Origin of the sequence: Nocardia sp. XZ_19_385, from assembly GCF_015355755.1 — a bacterium.
GTDB lineage: Bacteria > Actinomycetota > Actinomycetes > Mycobacteriales > Mycobacteriaceae > Nocardia.
Genome location: NZ_JACVEE010000001.1, coordinates 2077987 through 2093454, shown reverse-complemented (window position 1 = coordinate 2093454; position 15468 = coordinate 2077987). Strand labels below are relative to the sequence as shown.

The 15468-nt window shown below is 68.3% G+C and carries 17 protein-coding genes; 8 read left to right on the top strand and 9 right to left on the bottom strand.

The features are described 5' to 3' along the window. The first annotated feature begins 9 nt into the window (after window positions 1-9). Entirely contained in the window at window positions 10-306 is a 297-nt protein-coding gene (locus tag IBX22_RS09920; RefSeq protein WP_194814997.1) for a hypothetical protein, read from the top strand. Between the two features lie 3 nt (window positions 307-309). Here IBX22_RS09920 and IBX22_RS09915 read toward each other — a convergent pair whose 3' ends face one another. Together IBX22_RS09915 and IBX22_RS09910 are read right to left on the bottom strand one after the other, a co-directional pair. After that, window positions 310-1257 carry a threonine/serine dehydratase gene (locus IBX22_RS09915; RefSeq protein ID WP_194814996.1) on the bottom strand — a complete coding sequence of 316 codons (948 nt, stop codon included), beginning with the start codon at window positions 1255-1257 and terminating at the stop codon, window positions 310-312. 56 nt (window positions 1258-1313) lie between these two features. After that, window positions 1314-2090, bottom strand: a complete 777-nt coding sequence (locus tag IBX22_RS09910; protein WP_309234513.1) for a dienelactone hydrolase family protein — start codon at window positions 2088-2090, stop codon at window positions 1314-1316. A gap of 245 nt (window positions 2091-2335) precedes the next feature. On the opposite strand from IBX22_RS09910, the gene IBX22_RS09905 reads away from it, so the two are divergent. After that, on the top strand, window positions 2336-2806 hold the full coding sequence (locus IBX22_RS09905) for a hypothetical protein (RefSeq protein WP_194814994.1): 471 nt from the start codon (window positions 2336-2338) through the stop codon (window positions 2804-2806). A 29-nt stretch (window positions 2807-2835) separates the two neighbouring features. After that, window positions 2836-3552, top strand: coding sequence for a DUF6597 domain-containing transcriptional factor (locus IBX22_RS09900; protein ID WP_194814993.1), 717 nt, complete (start codon window positions 2836-2838; stop codon window positions 3550-3552). 3 nt (window positions 3553-3555) lie between these two features. On the opposite strand, the gene IBX22_RS09895 is transcribed toward IBX22_RS09900, so the two are convergent. The 6 genes from IBX22_RS09895 to IBX22_RS09870 form a co-directional block, all read right to left on the bottom strand. Further along, the gene (locus tag IBX22_RS09895) at window positions 3556-3948 is read right to left on the bottom strand and encodes a VOC family protein (RefSeq protein ID WP_194814992.1); all 393 of its coding nucleotides are present in this window, start codon (window positions 3946-3948) and stop codon (window positions 3556-3558) included. Between the two features lie 50 nt (window positions 3949-3998). After that, on the bottom strand, window positions 3999-4409 hold the full coding sequence (locus IBX22_RS09890) for an arsenate reductase ArsC (protein WP_194814991.1): 411 nt from the start codon (window positions 4407-4409) through the stop codon (window positions 3999-4001). 237 nt (window positions 4410-4646) lie between these two features. Then, window positions 4647-5549, bottom strand: a complete 903-nt coding sequence (locus IBX22_RS09885; protein WP_194814990.1) for an oxygenase MpaB family protein — start codon at window positions 5547-5549, stop codon at window positions 4647-4649. Window positions 5550-5650: 101 nt separating this feature from the next. Next, complete coding sequence (locus IBX22_RS09880; protein WP_194814989.1) at window positions 5651-6949, bottom strand: D-arabinono-1,4-lactone oxidase; 1299 nt, start codon at window positions 6947-6949, stop codon at window positions 5651-5653. Window positions 6950-7000: 51 nt separating this feature from the next. Beyond that, window positions 7001-7675 carry a TetR/AcrR family transcriptional regulator gene (locus IBX22_RS09875; RefSeq protein WP_194814988.1) on the bottom strand — a complete coding sequence of 225 codons (675 nt, stop codon included), beginning with the start codon at window positions 7673-7675 and terminating at the stop codon, window positions 7001-7003. 70 nt (window positions 7676-7745) lie between these two features. Further along, window positions 7746-8984, bottom strand: a complete 1239-nt coding sequence (locus IBX22_RS09870; protein ID WP_309234512.1) for a lipase family protein — start codon at window positions 8982-8984, stop codon at window positions 7746-7748. Window positions 8985-9221: 237 nt separating this feature from the next. Between IBX22_RS09870 and crcB (IBX22_RS09865) the strand changes: the two genes are divergently transcribed. The 5 genes from crcB (IBX22_RS09865) to IBX22_RS09845 all read left to right on the top strand — a co-directional run bounded on the left by crcB (IBX22_RS09865) (window position 9222) and on the right by IBX22_RS09845 (window position 13973). Further along, window positions 9222-9722, top strand: coding sequence for a fluoride efflux transporter CrcB (gene crcB, locus IBX22_RS09865; RefSeq protein ID WP_228538276.1), 501 nt, complete (start codon window positions 9222-9224; stop codon window positions 9720-9722). Further along, window positions 9719-10081 carry a fluoride efflux transporter CrcB gene (gene crcB, locus IBX22_RS09860; protein ID WP_194814986.1) on the top strand — a complete coding sequence of 121 codons (363 nt, stop codon included), beginning with the start codon at window positions 9719-9721 and terminating at the stop codon, window positions 10079-10081. Before crcB (IBX22_RS09865) ends, crcB (IBX22_RS09860) begins: the two co-directional genes overlap by 4 nt. Window positions 10082-10128: 47 nt before the next feature. Beyond that, on the top strand, window positions 10129-11772 hold the full coding sequence (gene pgm, locus IBX22_RS09855) for a phosphoglucomutase (alpha-D-glucose-1,6-bisphosphate-dependent) (RefSeq protein WP_194814985.1): 1644 nt from the start codon (window positions 10129-10131) through the stop codon (window positions 11770-11772). Between the two features lie 142 nt (window positions 11773-11914). Beyond that, a complete protein-coding gene (locus IBX22_RS09850) occupies window positions 11915-13153 on the top strand; it encodes an MFS transporter (RefSeq protein ID WP_375540231.1) in 1239 nt (412 codons plus the stop codon). A gap of 73 nt (window positions 13154-13226) precedes the next feature. Beyond that, window positions 13227-13973: a thioredoxin domain-containing protein gene (locus IBX22_RS09845; protein ID WP_309234511.1), complete on the top strand. Its 747-nt coding sequence runs from the start codon at window positions 13227-13229 to the stop codon at window positions 13971-13973. Here IBX22_RS09845 and IBX22_RS09840 read toward each other — a convergent pair whose 3' ends face one another. Further along, complete coding sequence (locus IBX22_RS09840; protein ID WP_194814984.1) at window positions 13974-15383, bottom strand: DUF222 domain-containing protein; 1410 nt, start codon at window positions 15381-15383, stop codon at window positions 13974-13976. It lies immediately after the preceding gene. Window positions 15384-15468: the final 85 nt, after the last annotated feature.

The window sequence follows — 15468 nt, the reverse complement described above, 5'->3', positions numbered from 1 at the left end:
GAATCAACTGTGAGCATTATCCTCGCCGCGACACAGGACTTGGTCGGCTCCGCTGTGCTGGCCCAGGTCGGCAATCCGGAACCGCTGGCCCCGCCGATCGCGGACAAATTCCAGCAGATGGTCAGCTATTTCACCTGGTTCGTGCTGCTCGCGGGCATCGTCGCCATCATCTTCGCGGGCGGCAAATTCGCCTGGGAGAAGTGGACCGGCGGCGGCTTGCAATCGCCGAAGATGGTCGCCGGGGCCATGATCGGTGGTGTGGTCGCCACCAGCGCGGGCACCATCATGAACGCCCTCGTCGGCTAGCCGTCACCAGGAGCTCGGGTCGGTGTTCGCGCCGCACAGCACGACACACACCCGTTCGCCGGCATCGGGCCGGTAGCGCCCGGAGGTGATCGCAGCGAGCGCCGCCGCCGCGCCGTGCTCGACCGCGATGCGGCGATCCGCCCACAACATCCGCCGCGCCGCGACGATCTCGTCGTCGGTCACGAGCACCGACTGCGCGTCGAACCGCTGGGCCGCGGTGACGGCCAGCTGCGTGGCCCGGCGCGCCCCGAGCGAGTCCGCGGCGATCGAGCTCACCTCCACATCGACCGGCTCCCCGGCGGTGAGCGCCGCGTTCAGCGCACAGCACCCGGCGGGCTCCACCGCGATCGTCCGCACCCCGTAATGCCCTGCGGCCGTAGCCACTCCGGCGAACAAGCCACCTCCGCCCACGGCCACGACGATGGTGTCCAGCTCGGGCAGGCGGTGGTGAATCTCCTCGGCCAAGGTGCCCGCTCCGGCGGCGATCAACGGATGATCGTAGGCGGCCGACAGCAGCGCGCCACTGGACGCCGCGAACTCCCGGCAGGCCTCCAGCGCCTCGGCGTACTCGGTGCCGACCAGCCGCACCTGCGCGCCGTAACCGCGCAGCCGCTCGACCTTCACCGCGGGCGCTGTCGTCGGCACGAACACCGTCGCCGGAATGCCCTGATTACGCGCCGCCCACGCGCACGCCAAGCCCGCGTTGCCGCCCGAGGCGATGGTCACCCCGGCATCGGGCACGGTGCCCTCGTCCTTGTGCGCCTGCAGGAAGTTCTGTGCCCCACGCGCTTTGAAGGTTCCGGTGTGCTGCATGTACTCCAGCGCGAACCACGCCTCGAACGGATTCGAACCGCCGGGCGCGATGTCGTCAGCGGGTGCGACGGTGACCGGGCGGATCCGGCCTTCGATGCGAGCGGCGGCGTCTTTGACATCCCCGTAAGACAGTTCCATCGTGCTCCTCGATACGCGGTCGATCCGAGGACCATTCTGTCGGATGGGGCAGGCGGCTAGCGGCGGCGGTCCGGGAAGTTGCGCTCGAGCAGGGCGAGTAGATCGGTCAGGTGCCGCTGGTAGGCCTGCTCGTCGAACACCGGGGTGTCGCGCATCGTGAAGCCGTGCTCGGTCTCCGGGTAGACCACCGAGGTGTGCCGCACACCAGCGGATTCCAAAGCCTGCTCCAGCACCTTGATCTGCTCCGGCGGCATCGACTGGTCCGCGCTCGCGTGCGCGACGAACACCTCCGCGGTGACATTGTCGAGGGAATGGTGCGGGCTGTCGGGCGCGTCGGCATCGGCCAGGCGCCCGCCGTGAAAACTGGCCGCGGCGGCGATGAGCGCCGGGTAAGCGGCGGCGGTGCGCAAGGCCATCCGCCCGCCCATGCAGTAACCGGCGACGGCGACCGCGCCCGGCGCGCAGAACTCCGACGCGGCAAGATAATTCAGATAGGCCGCCGCGTCTTGCAGCGATTTCTCCGGGGTGAGTGCCGCGCGCACGGGGCCGAGTTTCTTGAAGAATTCGGCATGCCCCGCCGGATCCCGCCGATCGGGCATCGGCAATACCGGCGAACGCCCGGACCGATACAGCACATTCGGCGCGAGCACCGTGAATCCTTCGGCGGCAATGGTTTCCATGATCTCGCGGATCACCGGGCGGAGCCCGTAAGCGTCGGCGAGCAACAGCACCCCGGGGTGTGCGGCGCCGTCGTCCGGACGGGCCAGATAACAGTCCGCGGTGCCCTCCGGCAGCGCGATATCGGGGGTGCTGAATGCGACGGACTTGCTCACCGATGTCCTCCAAGACAAATGCCGGTCGATACAGCGACGCGCGCGGCCGACAAAGGCCGCCACTTGCGCGATCATAGCGGCGGATCAGCGGTAACGCCGTCGGCGTGGAATCCGGTGGGGGGTCGGATTTAATTCCGAATTATTCCGGCCGGGTAGTCTGCATTCGCTGTTGAAGATTCATGCTCGGTTCGATCCATTGATCCCATCCTGTCGCCTGGTGCGCGGGCGTGACGAGAGGTTGATCTGTGAGGCTGATCTGGCTGACGGTTCCGGCGCTGCTCGCGGCGACGGTGGCGGGGTGCGGCGACGACAAGGCGACGGAAGCGGCGCCCGTGACCGCCACGACGACCGTCGCGGCGACCACGACCGTCGCGCCGCCGGTGGTCGAGGGTGTCCGAATTCCCCTGGGCGACACCGATATGGTCGTCGTGCCCGCCGACGCGGTCATGGATATCAAGGTGCCCGCGGCGTGGGGCGGCGCGGTCTCCGCGTTGCGCTGCACGGTCACCGACAGCACCGGCCGCAACGAGGACCTGCGTTCCGGGGATCAGCGCAAACGCGAATCCCTCGAAGGCCGTGATTGGACCACCCTGTGGACCTTCTCCTCCTCACCGGCCACCGAGGTCACCGTCGGCTGCAAGGACCCGCAGTCCAAGGTCACCACCGGCGACGTCGACTACCTGCGCGTCACACCCCGGGGCCTGATGCCGGAGTAGGTGTCACAGCCCCGACGTAGCCTGGGTTCGTGGCTGACATCAGTGGGTCGCCGGGCTACCGGGAGCGGCCGTCGCGATTCGGCGATGCCGTGGTGTGGGAGCGCACCGTGGCCGCCGGTGACGTGGCGGCCCCGGTGCTGCCCGACGGCTGCATCGATCTGCTGTGGCGTGAGGGCCGCCTGGTTGTCGCGGGCCCGGACACCACCGCCTTCGCCCCGGCCATGCCGGCCGGTACGCGGATCGCGGGCATCCGGTTCTTCCCCGGCACCGCGCCCGCGCTGCTCGGGGTGCCCGCGCACGAACTACGCGACCGCCGAGTAGAACTCGCCGACCTGTGGCCCGCCGCGCAGGTACGCAGGCTCACCGAACAGGTCGACGACGCGCCCGACCGGCTCGCCGCGCTCGAAGCCATCGCGCTGGACCGCGCGGTCGAGGCCGATCCCGCTGATCCGGTGTTGCGCCGGGTCGTGCACGCGCTCGGCTCCGGCCGGTCCGTCGCGGCGACCGCCGTCGCAACCGGGCTCAATGCCCGTGTGCTGCACCGGCGTTCGCTCGCGGCCTTCGGTTACGGCCCGAAGACTCTGGCCCGGATCCTGCGGTTGCAGCGCGCGATGGAGGTGGCGCGTTCGGGCACCCCGTTCGCCGATACCGCGGCCCTCACCGGTTTCGCGGATCAGGCGCACCTGTCCCGCGAGGTGCGCGAGCTGGCCGGAATGCCGTTGGGGGAGTTGCTCGCTCGCGCCTAGCCGTTACGACAGCGGCGCGTAGAGGTCCACCCCGTTGCCGTCCGGGTCCTTGATGACCGCGTAGCGCTGGCCCCACGCCGCGTCGAACGGTTTGAGCTCGGCCTCGTACCCGGCGTCCACCAGTTCCGCGAAGACGGAGTCGACCTCGGCGGCCTCGGCGCAGCGGAACGCCATCCCGATCCGCCCGCCGTCGGCCGTCGCCTGCCACTCGGGGTAGAACGACTTGATCACGGTTTCGGTGTCCAATGCGATTCGTACGCCGCCGGGAATTTTCGCCTCGGCGTGTGATTCGGTCTCGGCCCCCTCCGGGAACGCCAGCCCCAGCCGTTGGTAGAACGCCACCGAAGCCGCCATATCCGAAACCACGATGCTGAAGAAATCCAATTGCGGAGTCATGGCTCTCACCCTAGGAGCCCGCCGCGAGCCCGGTCTTGAAGAAATCGGACTCAGTGTGGCGCGGGTACCAGTTCCGCGATGAGGTTCTCGACGAGGATGCGGATGTGGTCGCGGATCGGGCGCACCACCTCGATGGACTGCCCCGACGGATCGGGCAGTACCCAGTCTCTGTAGCTGATGCCGGGGAAATACGGGCAGGCATCGCCGCAGCCCATCGTGATCACCACATCGGAAACGCCGACGGCTTCGTCGGTCAGTTTCTTCGGGGCGGCATCGGAAATGTCGATGCCGATCTCGGCCATGGCGGCCACCGCGACGGGGTTCACCTGCTCGCCGGGCGCACTGCCCGCGGAACGTACTTCGATACGGCCCCCGGAGAGCGCGGTGAGGAAACCGGCCGCCATCTGGGAGCGACCGGCATTGTGCACGCAGACGAACAGCACACTGGGTGTGTGGGCCATCGAGCGCCTTTCGGGGGTGAGGAGAGAGCTACCAGGGCTGTGCCGCCTGCCGGCCGACGCGACGTCGGTGGCCGAAACGCTGTCGTAGCGTAAGGGATACAGGTTCTCGCCTCATGCAGATGGGCCGGTTCCGGCGCGTTCGATGCGCCCGGGTCGGCTTGCCGAAAGATTGCTGTGCAGCTGGTGGTGGGTGTCGGCAAACCGGGCGCGCCGACGGCGGGCCCGGTTCGCGACGCCTCAGATCGGGCGCAGGTCGATGACCTTGCGCAGGCGGACGCGGTCGCGTTCCAGGCGCCGGGCCTCGTAGGCGATCGGGAAGTAGCGCAGCCGCTCCGGCAGCAACGGCACCAGCCGCGCGATCAGCCAGCCCAGTGCCCGGAGTTTGCGCTCATCCGCTTCGGACCAGGTCAGCCCGAGCTTGCGGCGAGCGGGTTCGGGCGTGGTGCCGACGGTGACGAAATACTGCAGCTTGCCCACCGGCGCGACCGCAGCCCGCCAGAGCGGCGTGAGCATCCGCGGCAACTGCTTGGGCGGCGCGACCGACTGGATGACCCGCAGGTAGTCGCGGGCCGTGCCGGTAGCTTCCAGGTGGTTCTCCACCATGTCGGCGAAGAACTTCTCGAACGCGGCGAAGTCCGCCGGAATCTCCTTGGGCGCCACCGAGAAGTTGCGCATCATCTGCAGCGTTTCCTGGTAGTACGCTTCCTTTTCCGCGTAGGTGAGCGGCCGGCGTGCGAAGTACTTCGCGTTCTCGGTGAAGGCGAAAGTCCCGGTGTGCAGCACCCACGCCCACGGCCCGGACGCCAGCGCCTGGTGCTTGAACCCCGCCTCGTCGGTGGTGTTGAGGGTGGCGTGCATGGTGCGTAGCCGGGCGGCTTCGGCGAGTGCCTCCTCGCCGCCGTAGACCCACATCATCACCGAGGAGATGCTGCGCAGTGCCCGGCCCACCGGGTCGGTGCGGAAGGTGGAGTGCGCGTCGACCACCGCGGCGATGGTCGGCTCCATGGTCTGGAGCAGAAAGGCCGAACCCGCGGTCAGCGAGAAGGTGATGAGCCCGGTTTCGTCCCAGGTGCGGGTGCCCGGGCGAAACGGGTTGGGGGGCGGGAGTTCCGGTGCGGTGGCTTCGAGGGCGGCAGTCATCGCGATCTCCTTTGATCGACCTTCACAAGACAATGAGAAGATTAGACCAACACTCTCTCATTATCTAGGTCCCGCGAATCGCCCCTGGTCATACGCCCTCTTCAGTTCATCGGGCCGAGCACGCTGTCCAGATAGGGGTTGGTGAACAGTCCCTTGGGATCGAACCGCCGGCGCACCTCGGCGAACTGATCCCAATGCGGGTAGCGCTCGCGCAGGGTGTCCGCGGTCTGGAAATGCCGCTTACCCCAGTGCGGGCGGCCCTCGTAGCGATCGAAAACGGCCTCGCAGGCGCGGAAGAACGGCTCCCACTCCATGCCCTGGTACTGGTGCACCGCGATGTAGCAGGTGTCGCGGCCACCAGCAGGGGAGAGGAAGGCGTCGTCAGCGGCAACCCAGCGCACCTCGATGGGCATCGGGGTCTCGTACTTCGTGGCAAGCTCCTTGATCGCGCGGATGGCGTCGGCCGAATGTGCCCGCGGGATCGCGTATTCCATCTCGGTGAAGCGGAACAGCCTGGGGGAGGCGAACACCCGGTAGGACCGGTCGACCTGGCGGCGGTAACTGCCCGCGTAGGCCGCGCCGCGGTGGATCCACGGAATCACGCCCGGGCGCCACTTGCTGAGGCGGCACAGGCCGTCGAACATGTAGTTCGACATCAGGATGTCGGCGAACCAGTCGACCGCCTTGGCGCGCGGCTGCTCCGGCAGCTCGGTCGCGTTGTTGCGCTTGGTCATCGCCAGCGGGCTGTGCGCGAACATGTAGAACTCGAAGTGCTCGTTGCCGTCTACGTGGGAGTCGAGGTCGTCGAGGATCTCCTCGACCGGAACCGGGCGTTCGATGCCTTCGAGCACGAACGAGGGCACCAGCTGCAGCGTCACCGCGGAGACCACGCCGAGCGCGCCGACGCTGACCCGCGCCGCCCGCCAGCTGTCCGGATCGGAGGCCTCGTTCAGTTCCACCACGCTGCCGTCGGCGAGCACCAGCTCCATCGAATGCAGTGCGGCCGAGATGTTCTGCAGGCCCGCGCCGGTGCCGTGGGTGCCGGTGGCGGTCGCGCCCGCGATGGTCTGGACGTCGATGTCGCCGAGATTGGGGAACGCCAGGCCGGAGGCGTGCAGAGCGTTGCTCGCGGCGTTCAGGGTGAGGCCGCCCTCGACCCGAACCAGACCGGAGGCGCTGTCGACCTCGAGGATGCGGTTCATGTTCGACAGGTTCATCAGCGTGCCGTCGGTGAGCACGGCGTCGGTGAACGAATGTCCCGCGCCGGCGACGCGTACGGTGTGGCCTCGGTCGGCTGCGCGGGCGAGGATTTCCGCGATTTCGTCGCGATTGCGCGGTGCGGCGACGTCGGCTGGAGCGCAGCGTTGATCGCCGGCCCAGTTCACCCACGAGTTGGTCATGTGACCAACTTTAAGGGAACTCTGTGACCTGCGCTACCCCGCTGCTGGTTTTTACGAGTTCCGGCGGCGCCCGTTGCAGCCCTTGGCCTGCTCGACCTCTTCGTCGGTCAGCGGAGCCACCGTCAGTGGCCGCCGCGGCACCGCGTCCGAGCGCAGGCCGTTGAGCGCGATGGCCATATAGCGCTGCCAGGTGTCGGAGTTGACCGGCCGGGCGAATTCGGCCAGCGCGTCGACCATATGGATGAGCGCGAAGAAGTCCGACGGCTCGATGCCGGGCGCCAGCGCACCGGCGTCCTTGGCGCGGTCGATGATGAAGCCGACCGTCGGCTTGATGCGATCGCGCACCTGGGTGAATCGCTCCAGGTCGTCCTCGAGTTCCAGCAGGACATCGCTGAAGCCGCGATTGGTGGCCAGGTGGGTGCACGCATATTCGAAGAACTGGACCATCCCGAGCCACGGATCCTCGTGCCGCGCCGCGTCTTCGGCGGCCACCGCGAACTCGTCGATCTTCTGTGCGAAGACCTCCGCGATCAGTTCCTTCTTGTTGGCGAATCGGCGGTACACCGTCCCGACCCCGACTCCGGCGCGCTCGGCGACGTCGTCGAGGGTGATCTCCAAGCCGTGCTCGGCGAACAGGTCCGCCGCGGCGGCGAGGATCCGTTGCTGGTTGCGGGCGGCATCGGCGCGTAAACGCCGTGGTGGAGCGGGTGTAGTGGCCTGATTCACAACTCGATGCTAGCAACGGATCGGATAAGTGGAGAGTTGATCTCCGCTATTGCTCGAAAAGCGTTGCGGGTCAGCAGTTGGTCGGCGCGGGGCGTCCGGCGAAACGATCCGACATGTACATGAACGCGTTCGGCAAGCCCTGGATGACCGCGGTGGCGTGGTCGGCGCCGGGGACCATCTCGAGCAGCATCGGGGTGCCCGCGGAGCAGTAGCGTCCGGCCAGTTCGCGCACCAACTGCGGGTTGACCTGGTCGGCGTCACCGTGCCACTGGTAGACCGGCGCGCGCGGCACGCCGGGGTAGGTCTCCAGGCTGTTCTCGTGCAGGATCCGGATCAGGGTCGGATCCGCGTTGCTCACGCTGACTTGGGTCGCGCCCGGCTGGAACACGTCATAGAAGCTGCGGTTCGCCCCGGCCGAGATGATCTCGGCGGAACAGGCGTTCGCGATCTGGTTGCGCAGCCCGTGACCGGCGTCGTTGAGCTTGGGCCCCATGTTCACCTCGTCGGGGTACTCCCGCTCCAAGCCCATCGCCGCCGCGAAACCCAACCCGAACAGCGCGTGCGGTGACTGTCCGACGTCCAAAGCGAGCTTGCCGATGTTCACCGGCACACCACCCTGGGCGACGCCGACGATCGGCAGCTCCGGCGCGTATTCCGGAGCGAGGGCCGCCGCGAAGCCGGTCGTCATCCCGCCACCGGAGTAGCCGGTCATGCCGACCTGGCTCTCGGCGAGATGCGCCGGTTCGAAGCGCCGGACCGCGCGGACGCTGTCGAGGGTGATCTTGCCGCCGAGTTTGGCCGCCCCGTAGGCGCTCGTCGGGCCGAGATGGTCGGGAACGTTCACCGCCCAGCCGCGGGCCAGCGGGAGATTCAGCGCCGCCGCCTCCTGCATCTGGCCGTTGAACAGGCTGTGCGACGGCGCGCATTGCATGCCGAGCGAGTTGACGAAGGCCTGATATGAGAGCAGTGGACGACCGCCGCTACTTCCGGTGTCGCTGCTGCCGGCACCACCCACCGGGATGAGCAGGGTGGTGACGGCGGCGATCGGATTGTCGTGGGAATCGCTGGAGCGGAACAGCAACTGCCATCCGGTGGCGCCGGGGAAACCGGGCGTCGGGACGGAGCGGCTGCGAATGACATCGCCCGGCTGGAAGTTTGCGATATCCGGCGGCGCCCAGTAGAAAGCGTCCGGGTCCGGGATCGGGTAGATCGCCGCCGTCGCGGGCGGCGCACCGAGCAGACCGGTCGAAAGCGCGGTTGCCGCAACCACTGTCAGCGCGCGCACCGCTGCCCGGCGCAGTCCTCGCACGCTGGAGGTTTGCGGCTGCTCCGTCGGGGGGTATTGACACGTGGTCGGAACTGCCTGTCGTGCCGCCATCTTCGCTCCCGGTATGAGGGTGTGCAGAATCGGTGGGACTTTCGGCGAAACCTTGGTGGGAATTCGTACGTGGTAGCGGCGTGCAAGTCAACGAACGAGGCTGTTCTTCATGGGCGTGGCGTCCCCTGGGGACCGTACCGTGCGGTCCTACCGATACCATGCTGCGCGATGACATTCGGCGCGGCAGGAGGTCAGGACATGGGTTCGCGGACCCGTACCCCGGCCGTCGAGCCGATGGTGCTGGTGGCGATCGCGTTCGGTGGCGGGCTCGGCGCGGTGGCGCGCCACGGCATCGGCGAGCTGTGGCCGGTGCTGCCCGGGCGCTTTCCGTGGTCCACGTTCATGATCAACGTCGTCGGCTGTTTCCTGATCGGGATACTGATGTTCCTGATTACCGAGGTATGGGTTGCTCATCGGCTGCTAAGGCCGCTGCTGGGCGTCGGATTCCTTGGTGGCTTTACAACTTTTTCGACCTATAGCCTCGAAATTCGTAGACTGCTCGAATCTGGTGACACGGCCGTGGCATTCGGCTATCTCGGGGGAACGGTGGTGGCGGCGTTGGCCGCGGTGGTGCTCGGCCTGGCGGCCGCGCGGGTAGTGACAGGACGAAGGCGGGGACAGCAGGCCCGACAGGGCAACCGACGAGACGCGAAGGGGGTCGACCGATGAACGGGGTGCTGGTGGTGCTCGGCGGCATGGTCGGCGCACCGGCTCGTTACCTTCTCGACCAGGCTGTCGCGGCCCGTTTCGGATCCCGGCTGCCATGGGGCACATTGACCGTTAACATTGTCGGTTCGGCGGTGCTCGGCGCTCTCATCGGCGCCGGGGTTGACGGATCCTGGCTGGCCGTCGCCGGTACCGGCTTCTGCGGTGCGCTCACCACGTACAGCACGTTCGGTTACGAAACCATCCAGTTGGTCACCACCGGTGCCTACGCGTCCGCGTTCGGCAACGTGGTGCTCAACGTGGCGGCCGGCCTGGCCGCGGTGTTCGCTGCCGCGTCTGTAACCCAAGGGTTGTGGGCATGATCCTGATGACGAGCCGGGCGCAGCCGACACTGAAGGGAGACCCGAGCATGGCCCATGATCGAGCCGGGCGTCCCGCGCGCCCGACCGACCTGGAAGACATCGCACACTTGGTGACGGCCTACTACAGCCGCATTCCGGATCCGAAGGAGCCGGCGCAGCAGGTGGTCTTCGGTACCTCGGGCCATCGCGGATCCAGCCTCGACACCGCGTTCAACGAGGCGCATATCCTCGCCGTCACCCAGGCGATCGTCGAATATCGCGCCACGCGGGGGATTACCGGTCCCGTGTACCTGGCCCGCGACACGCACGCACTGTCGGAGCCCGCGTGGACGACCGTGCTGGAGGTGCTGGCCGGCAACGGCGTCACCGCCGTGGTCGACGCCCGCGACCGCTACACCCCGACCCCGGCGCTGAGTCATGCCGTGCTGCGCCACAATCGGCGGCGCACCAAGCATCAGGCCGACGGCATCGTGGTCACCCCGTCGCACAATCCGCCCCGCGACGGCGGCATCAAATACAACCCGCCGCACGGTGGCCCCGCCGACACCGTCGCCACCGACGCCATCGCCGCGCGCGCCAACGAACTGCTGCGCGCGGGCCTCACCGAGGTCAAGCGCACCACCCTGCGCAACGCCATGCGGACCCTGGTGGAGCGCTACGACTACCTCGACCACTACATCGCCGACCTGCCGAATGTGCTGAACCTGGACGCGATTCGGGGTGCGGGCATCCGGCTGGGCGCCGACCCGATGGGCGGGGCGAGCGTCGACTACTGGGAAGAGATCGGGCAGCGCTACGACCTCGAGCTCGAGGTGGTCAATCCCTTTGTCGACCCGACCTGGCGGTTCATGACGCTGGATTCGGACGGCAAGATCCGGATGGATCCGTCCTCGCGGTACGCCATGGCGGCGCTGGTCGCGATCAAGGACGACTACGACATCTCCACCGGCAACGACGCCGACGCCGACCGGCACGGCATCGTCACGCCCGACGGCGGGCTGATGAACCCGAACCATTTCCTCGCCGTCTCCATCGAGTATCTGGTGGCGAACCGGATGGGCTGGGACGCGCTCACCAAGATCGGCAAGACGGTCGTCACCTCGTCCATGATCGACCGGGTGGTCAGCGTCCTCGGCCGCGACGTGCACGAGGTGCCGGTCGGATTCAAATGGTTCGTGCCCGGATTGTTCAGCGGCAGCCTGGCTTTCGGCGGTGAGGAAAGCGCCGGGGCGTCGTTCCTGCGCCACGACGGCACGGTGTGGACCACCGACAAGGACGGCATCCTGATGGCGCTGCTCGCCGCCGAGATCGCCGCCGTCACCGGGCAGAGCCCGTCCGCGCGATACGTCGAGTTGGAGCGTCGCTACGGCAGCCCCGCCTACGCCCGGATCGACGCGCCTGCCAGCGCGGAACAGAAAGAGCGTCTGGCGAAGTTGAACCCGGACATGATTGCCAGCACAGAGATCGCGGGCGAGCCGATCACCGCCGTCCTCACCCGGGCGCGTGGAAACGGCGCGCCGCTGGGCGGATTGAAGGTCACCACCGAGAATGCGTGGTTCGCCGCCCGCCCGTCCGGCACCGAGGACAAGTACAAGATCTACGCCGAGTCGTTCCACGGACCCGAGCACCTGACGCAGGTGCAGGCGGCCGCGGAGGAAATGGTCGGGCAGGCGCTGCAAGGTGCCAAGTAAGGATTTGCCGGGTCCCGGAGTGGGTCCGGGGGGCGGTGGCGCTGTCGCGACCGGGGATCAGGCCGGCGGAAGGGTCGGGGCCGGGGATCCGGCGATCGATGGGACCGTGACGCCCGCCGAGTCGGTGACGATCCGCGAGCCGGTGCGGCGGGGCCGGAGTCGGCCCGAACCGCTGCCCGTCGAGATCTGGGTGCTGGTCGGGGGCTCGTTCGTCATCGCCCTCGGGTTCGGCTTGGTCGCACCTGTGCTGCCCCAGTTCGCGCGCAGCTTCGGGGTGGGCGTGGCCGCCGCGTCCGCGATCGTGAGCGCGTTCGCGTTGATGCGGTTGCTGTTCGCGCCGTTCAGCGGGCGGCTGGTGCAGCGGCTGGGGGAGCGCTGGGTGTATCTCAGCGGGCTGCTCATCGTGGCGGTGTCGACCGGTGCCAGTGCGCTGGCCCAAACCTATTGGCAGCTGCTGGTTCTGCGGTCGGTGGGCGGAATCGGGTCGACCATGTTCACCGTGTCCGCGCTGGCCCTGGTGATCCGGATGTCGCCGCCGCAGCAGCGCGGTCGGGTGTCCGGGGTGTGGTCGACCAGCTTCTTGGTGGGATCGATCAGCGGACCGCTGGTCGGTGGTGCGCTGGCCGGGCTCGGGGTGCGTGCGCCGTTCGTCATCTACGCGCTCGCGCTGCTCGCGGTGACCGCCGCGGTGTACCTGGCGTTGCGAAACTCGAAACTGGCCGCGCCCGAAGTGAGCGGCGTGCTGACGGTGATGTCTTTCCGGCAAGCGCTCGACCGCTCGGAGTACCGGGCGGTGCTGTGGTCGAACTTCGCCAACGGCGCCGCCATCTTCGGTGTGCGCATGGCGTTGGTGCCCTTGCTCGTCGTCGAGGTGCTGAAGCTGCCCAGCGGGATGGCCGGTGTCGCGCTGACGACGTTCGCGGCGGGCAATGTGGCGGTGCTGTTCCTCGCGGGGCGCGGCTCGGACCGGTTCGGGCGCAGGCCCTTCCTGATCGCCGGAGCATTGATCTGTGCGGTCGGCACCGCCGGGCTCGGGTTCGCCCCGAATCTGCTGTGGTTGCTGGTGACTTCGGTGATCGCCGGCATCGGATCCGGCATGCTCACCCCGAGTCAGCAGGCCGCGCTGGCCGACATCATCGGGCCGAAGGCGCGTGGCGGGCCGGTACTCGCCGGGTTCCAGATGGCCGGGGATCTCGGGACGGTGATCGGGGCGGTGTCCGTCGGCGCGCTGGCCGAATACACCTCCTATGAGGTGGCGCTGACCGCCACCGGGGCACTGCTCGCCGCCGCGGCCGTCGCGTGGTTGCTGGTGCCGGAGCCGATGCAGCGGGGCGCCGGGATGGTCGACGAGCCGGAGCGACCCAAAGTCGAGTCCGGCTGAGGAGACCCGTCGGTCCGCGTGTCGGTACGGCCCGGCGGCGGCGGTGGGCGGCTGGTGCGGCAAAGTATCCGGGGTGAGCGATTCGCGTCCGAATTACACCCCGCGCCCGATGTCCAGCGCGACCACCTACGCGCTCGGCGCCCTCGCCCTGGTTGTCGTCGTCGCCATCGCGATCGTCGCGGTCCGAAACGGCCGTCAGGATGAGTTGCCCGTCCGCAACGACGGCTACGGCGCGGTCCACAACGCCGCCGTGGTTTCCGTCCTCGGCGCCGACGGGACGATCCTGCTCGGCCGCCCCGACGCCGCGAAGACCATCGACATCTTCGAGGACCCACTCTGCCCCGCCTGCGCCATGGTCGAACGCGCCTACGGCCAGGAACTCGCGCAGCGGGTCGACGACGGCAAACTCGCCATCCGCTACCACTACGTGAACTTCCTGGACAAGCAGTCCGGCAGCGGCGACTACTCCACCCGCGCCATCGCCGCCGTCGAATGCGTCGCCGCCGCCGGTTCCGGGCCCGTCTACTCCCAGTTCCAGCACACCTTGTTCACCAGCAAGCAGCCCAAGGAAGGCGGCGACAGCGATCTCACCAACCAGCAGCTCGCCGACATCGCCCGCGAATCCGGGGCACCTGCCGACGCGGTCCAATGCGTCGTGTCCGGCGCGAAAGTCGAAGCCGCCAAGGCCAATGCCAAAATCGCCAGCGATGCTCTGAAGGTTCTGAACGACGGAAAGGTCGCCACCCCTTCGGTTTTCGACGGGACGAACCGTCAAGACATGAACAATCACAACTGGGTCGCCGAGGTGGCCGGAGCGTAATTACCGTTCGGTGTCGGGGATTTCGTCCTCGGGGGTGATTTGGCGGAGTTGGCGGTGCAGGGGGCCTGTCACGGGGTAGGCAAGGTCTTCGGGGGTTGGGGAGTCCGCGTGGAAGGGGGAGGGGCGGCGCGGATCGGAGTCGATGGGCGGGGGCGCAGGCGGGGCGTCGATGTCGGTGTGCGGGAAGAGGTATCGGGCACCCTCGCGAATGGTGGTGTGGATGTCGCCGTTCGGGGTGGTCCATTGCAGGCGGTCGGCATCCGCGCGCCAGACGCGCCAAGGTTGTTTCTTGTTGTCCGACAAGGATTTCAGGCGGTGGTGGCGGCTACACAGCACCGCGAGGCCGGATCGAGGTGAATTGGTGGTGGGCCGCGCATCGAGTTCGCACTCGGCGGCCGGAAGTACGCAACCCAGGAAGCGGCACATTCCGTCGATCGCGCGTACTTCGCGGACCAGACGGGCGGCTTCCGCGGCTGCCACCGGTTCCGGGGAGCACTCCGGGATGACCTCGAATCGCGCGTGTTCGGACAGGATTCGCGCCAGGGCCGCGTCGATGGGTCCGTAGCCCGCCAGGAGGGCCGGCGCCTCCTGCATGCCGAACAGCGAATCGGCTGGTATTCCGATCTGAATCAGCGGGCGGCGCGGTGTCTCGGCCTCGATCTGGGCCGGGCAGCGATCACCACGCCCGCAACCACACCGCAGACTGCCCGAGCCGTCCGCCAGAGCGACCAATGCGTCTGCGCGGCGCTGCGGCATGGTCCGTGGATCCTGGGCGCACACCTGCAGGCTCATCTCCCGCAGACGCATCGCCACCGTTTGCGCGCCCGGCGCCGGCAGCAACCCGTCGAACACCGCCATGCTGTCCTGCACGGCCCGGATCCGGATCTCCCGCTCCTCCTGCCGCACTTCCCGGCGTCGTTGCGCCCCACCGGGATCCAGCCGCGCCGCCCACCGCCGCGCCGCCTGCCGCAACCGCGCGGGATTCGTCCGCCCCGCCGCCTCGATCAACCGCGGCTCCAGCACCTCGACCATCTCCTTGGTCAAGGCCCGCGTGCTGTCGACGATCACCCGCACCTTCGCCAGATCGATCCGCCCCGCCGCGAACGCCTTACGCGTCCGCGGCAGCACCTCCTCGAGCGCCAGCCCGATATCGATCAGCGCCGCCGCCGTCCCCTCATCGGCGTGCAACGCCACCGCCGCCTCGGTCGCCGCGAACTCCCCACCCCGCACCCCACCCGGCCCCGGCTCCACACTCCGCGCCCGATGCCGCCGATACAACTCCCGCACCGCACCCACCTCCGCCGCCTGCGCAGCAGCGGCCACCCCATGCACCTCCCGCAACGCGTCGATGAGTCCTTCGTCACCCATCGCCCCGAAGTCCAGGTCAGCCAGCCGATCGAGTTCGAACATGCGTTCGATTCTACGTCCCGCAAACCCACCCCGCCAGCCCATATCTAGGCGATTTGGTTTCCACACACCACGTCGTGTAACTTCA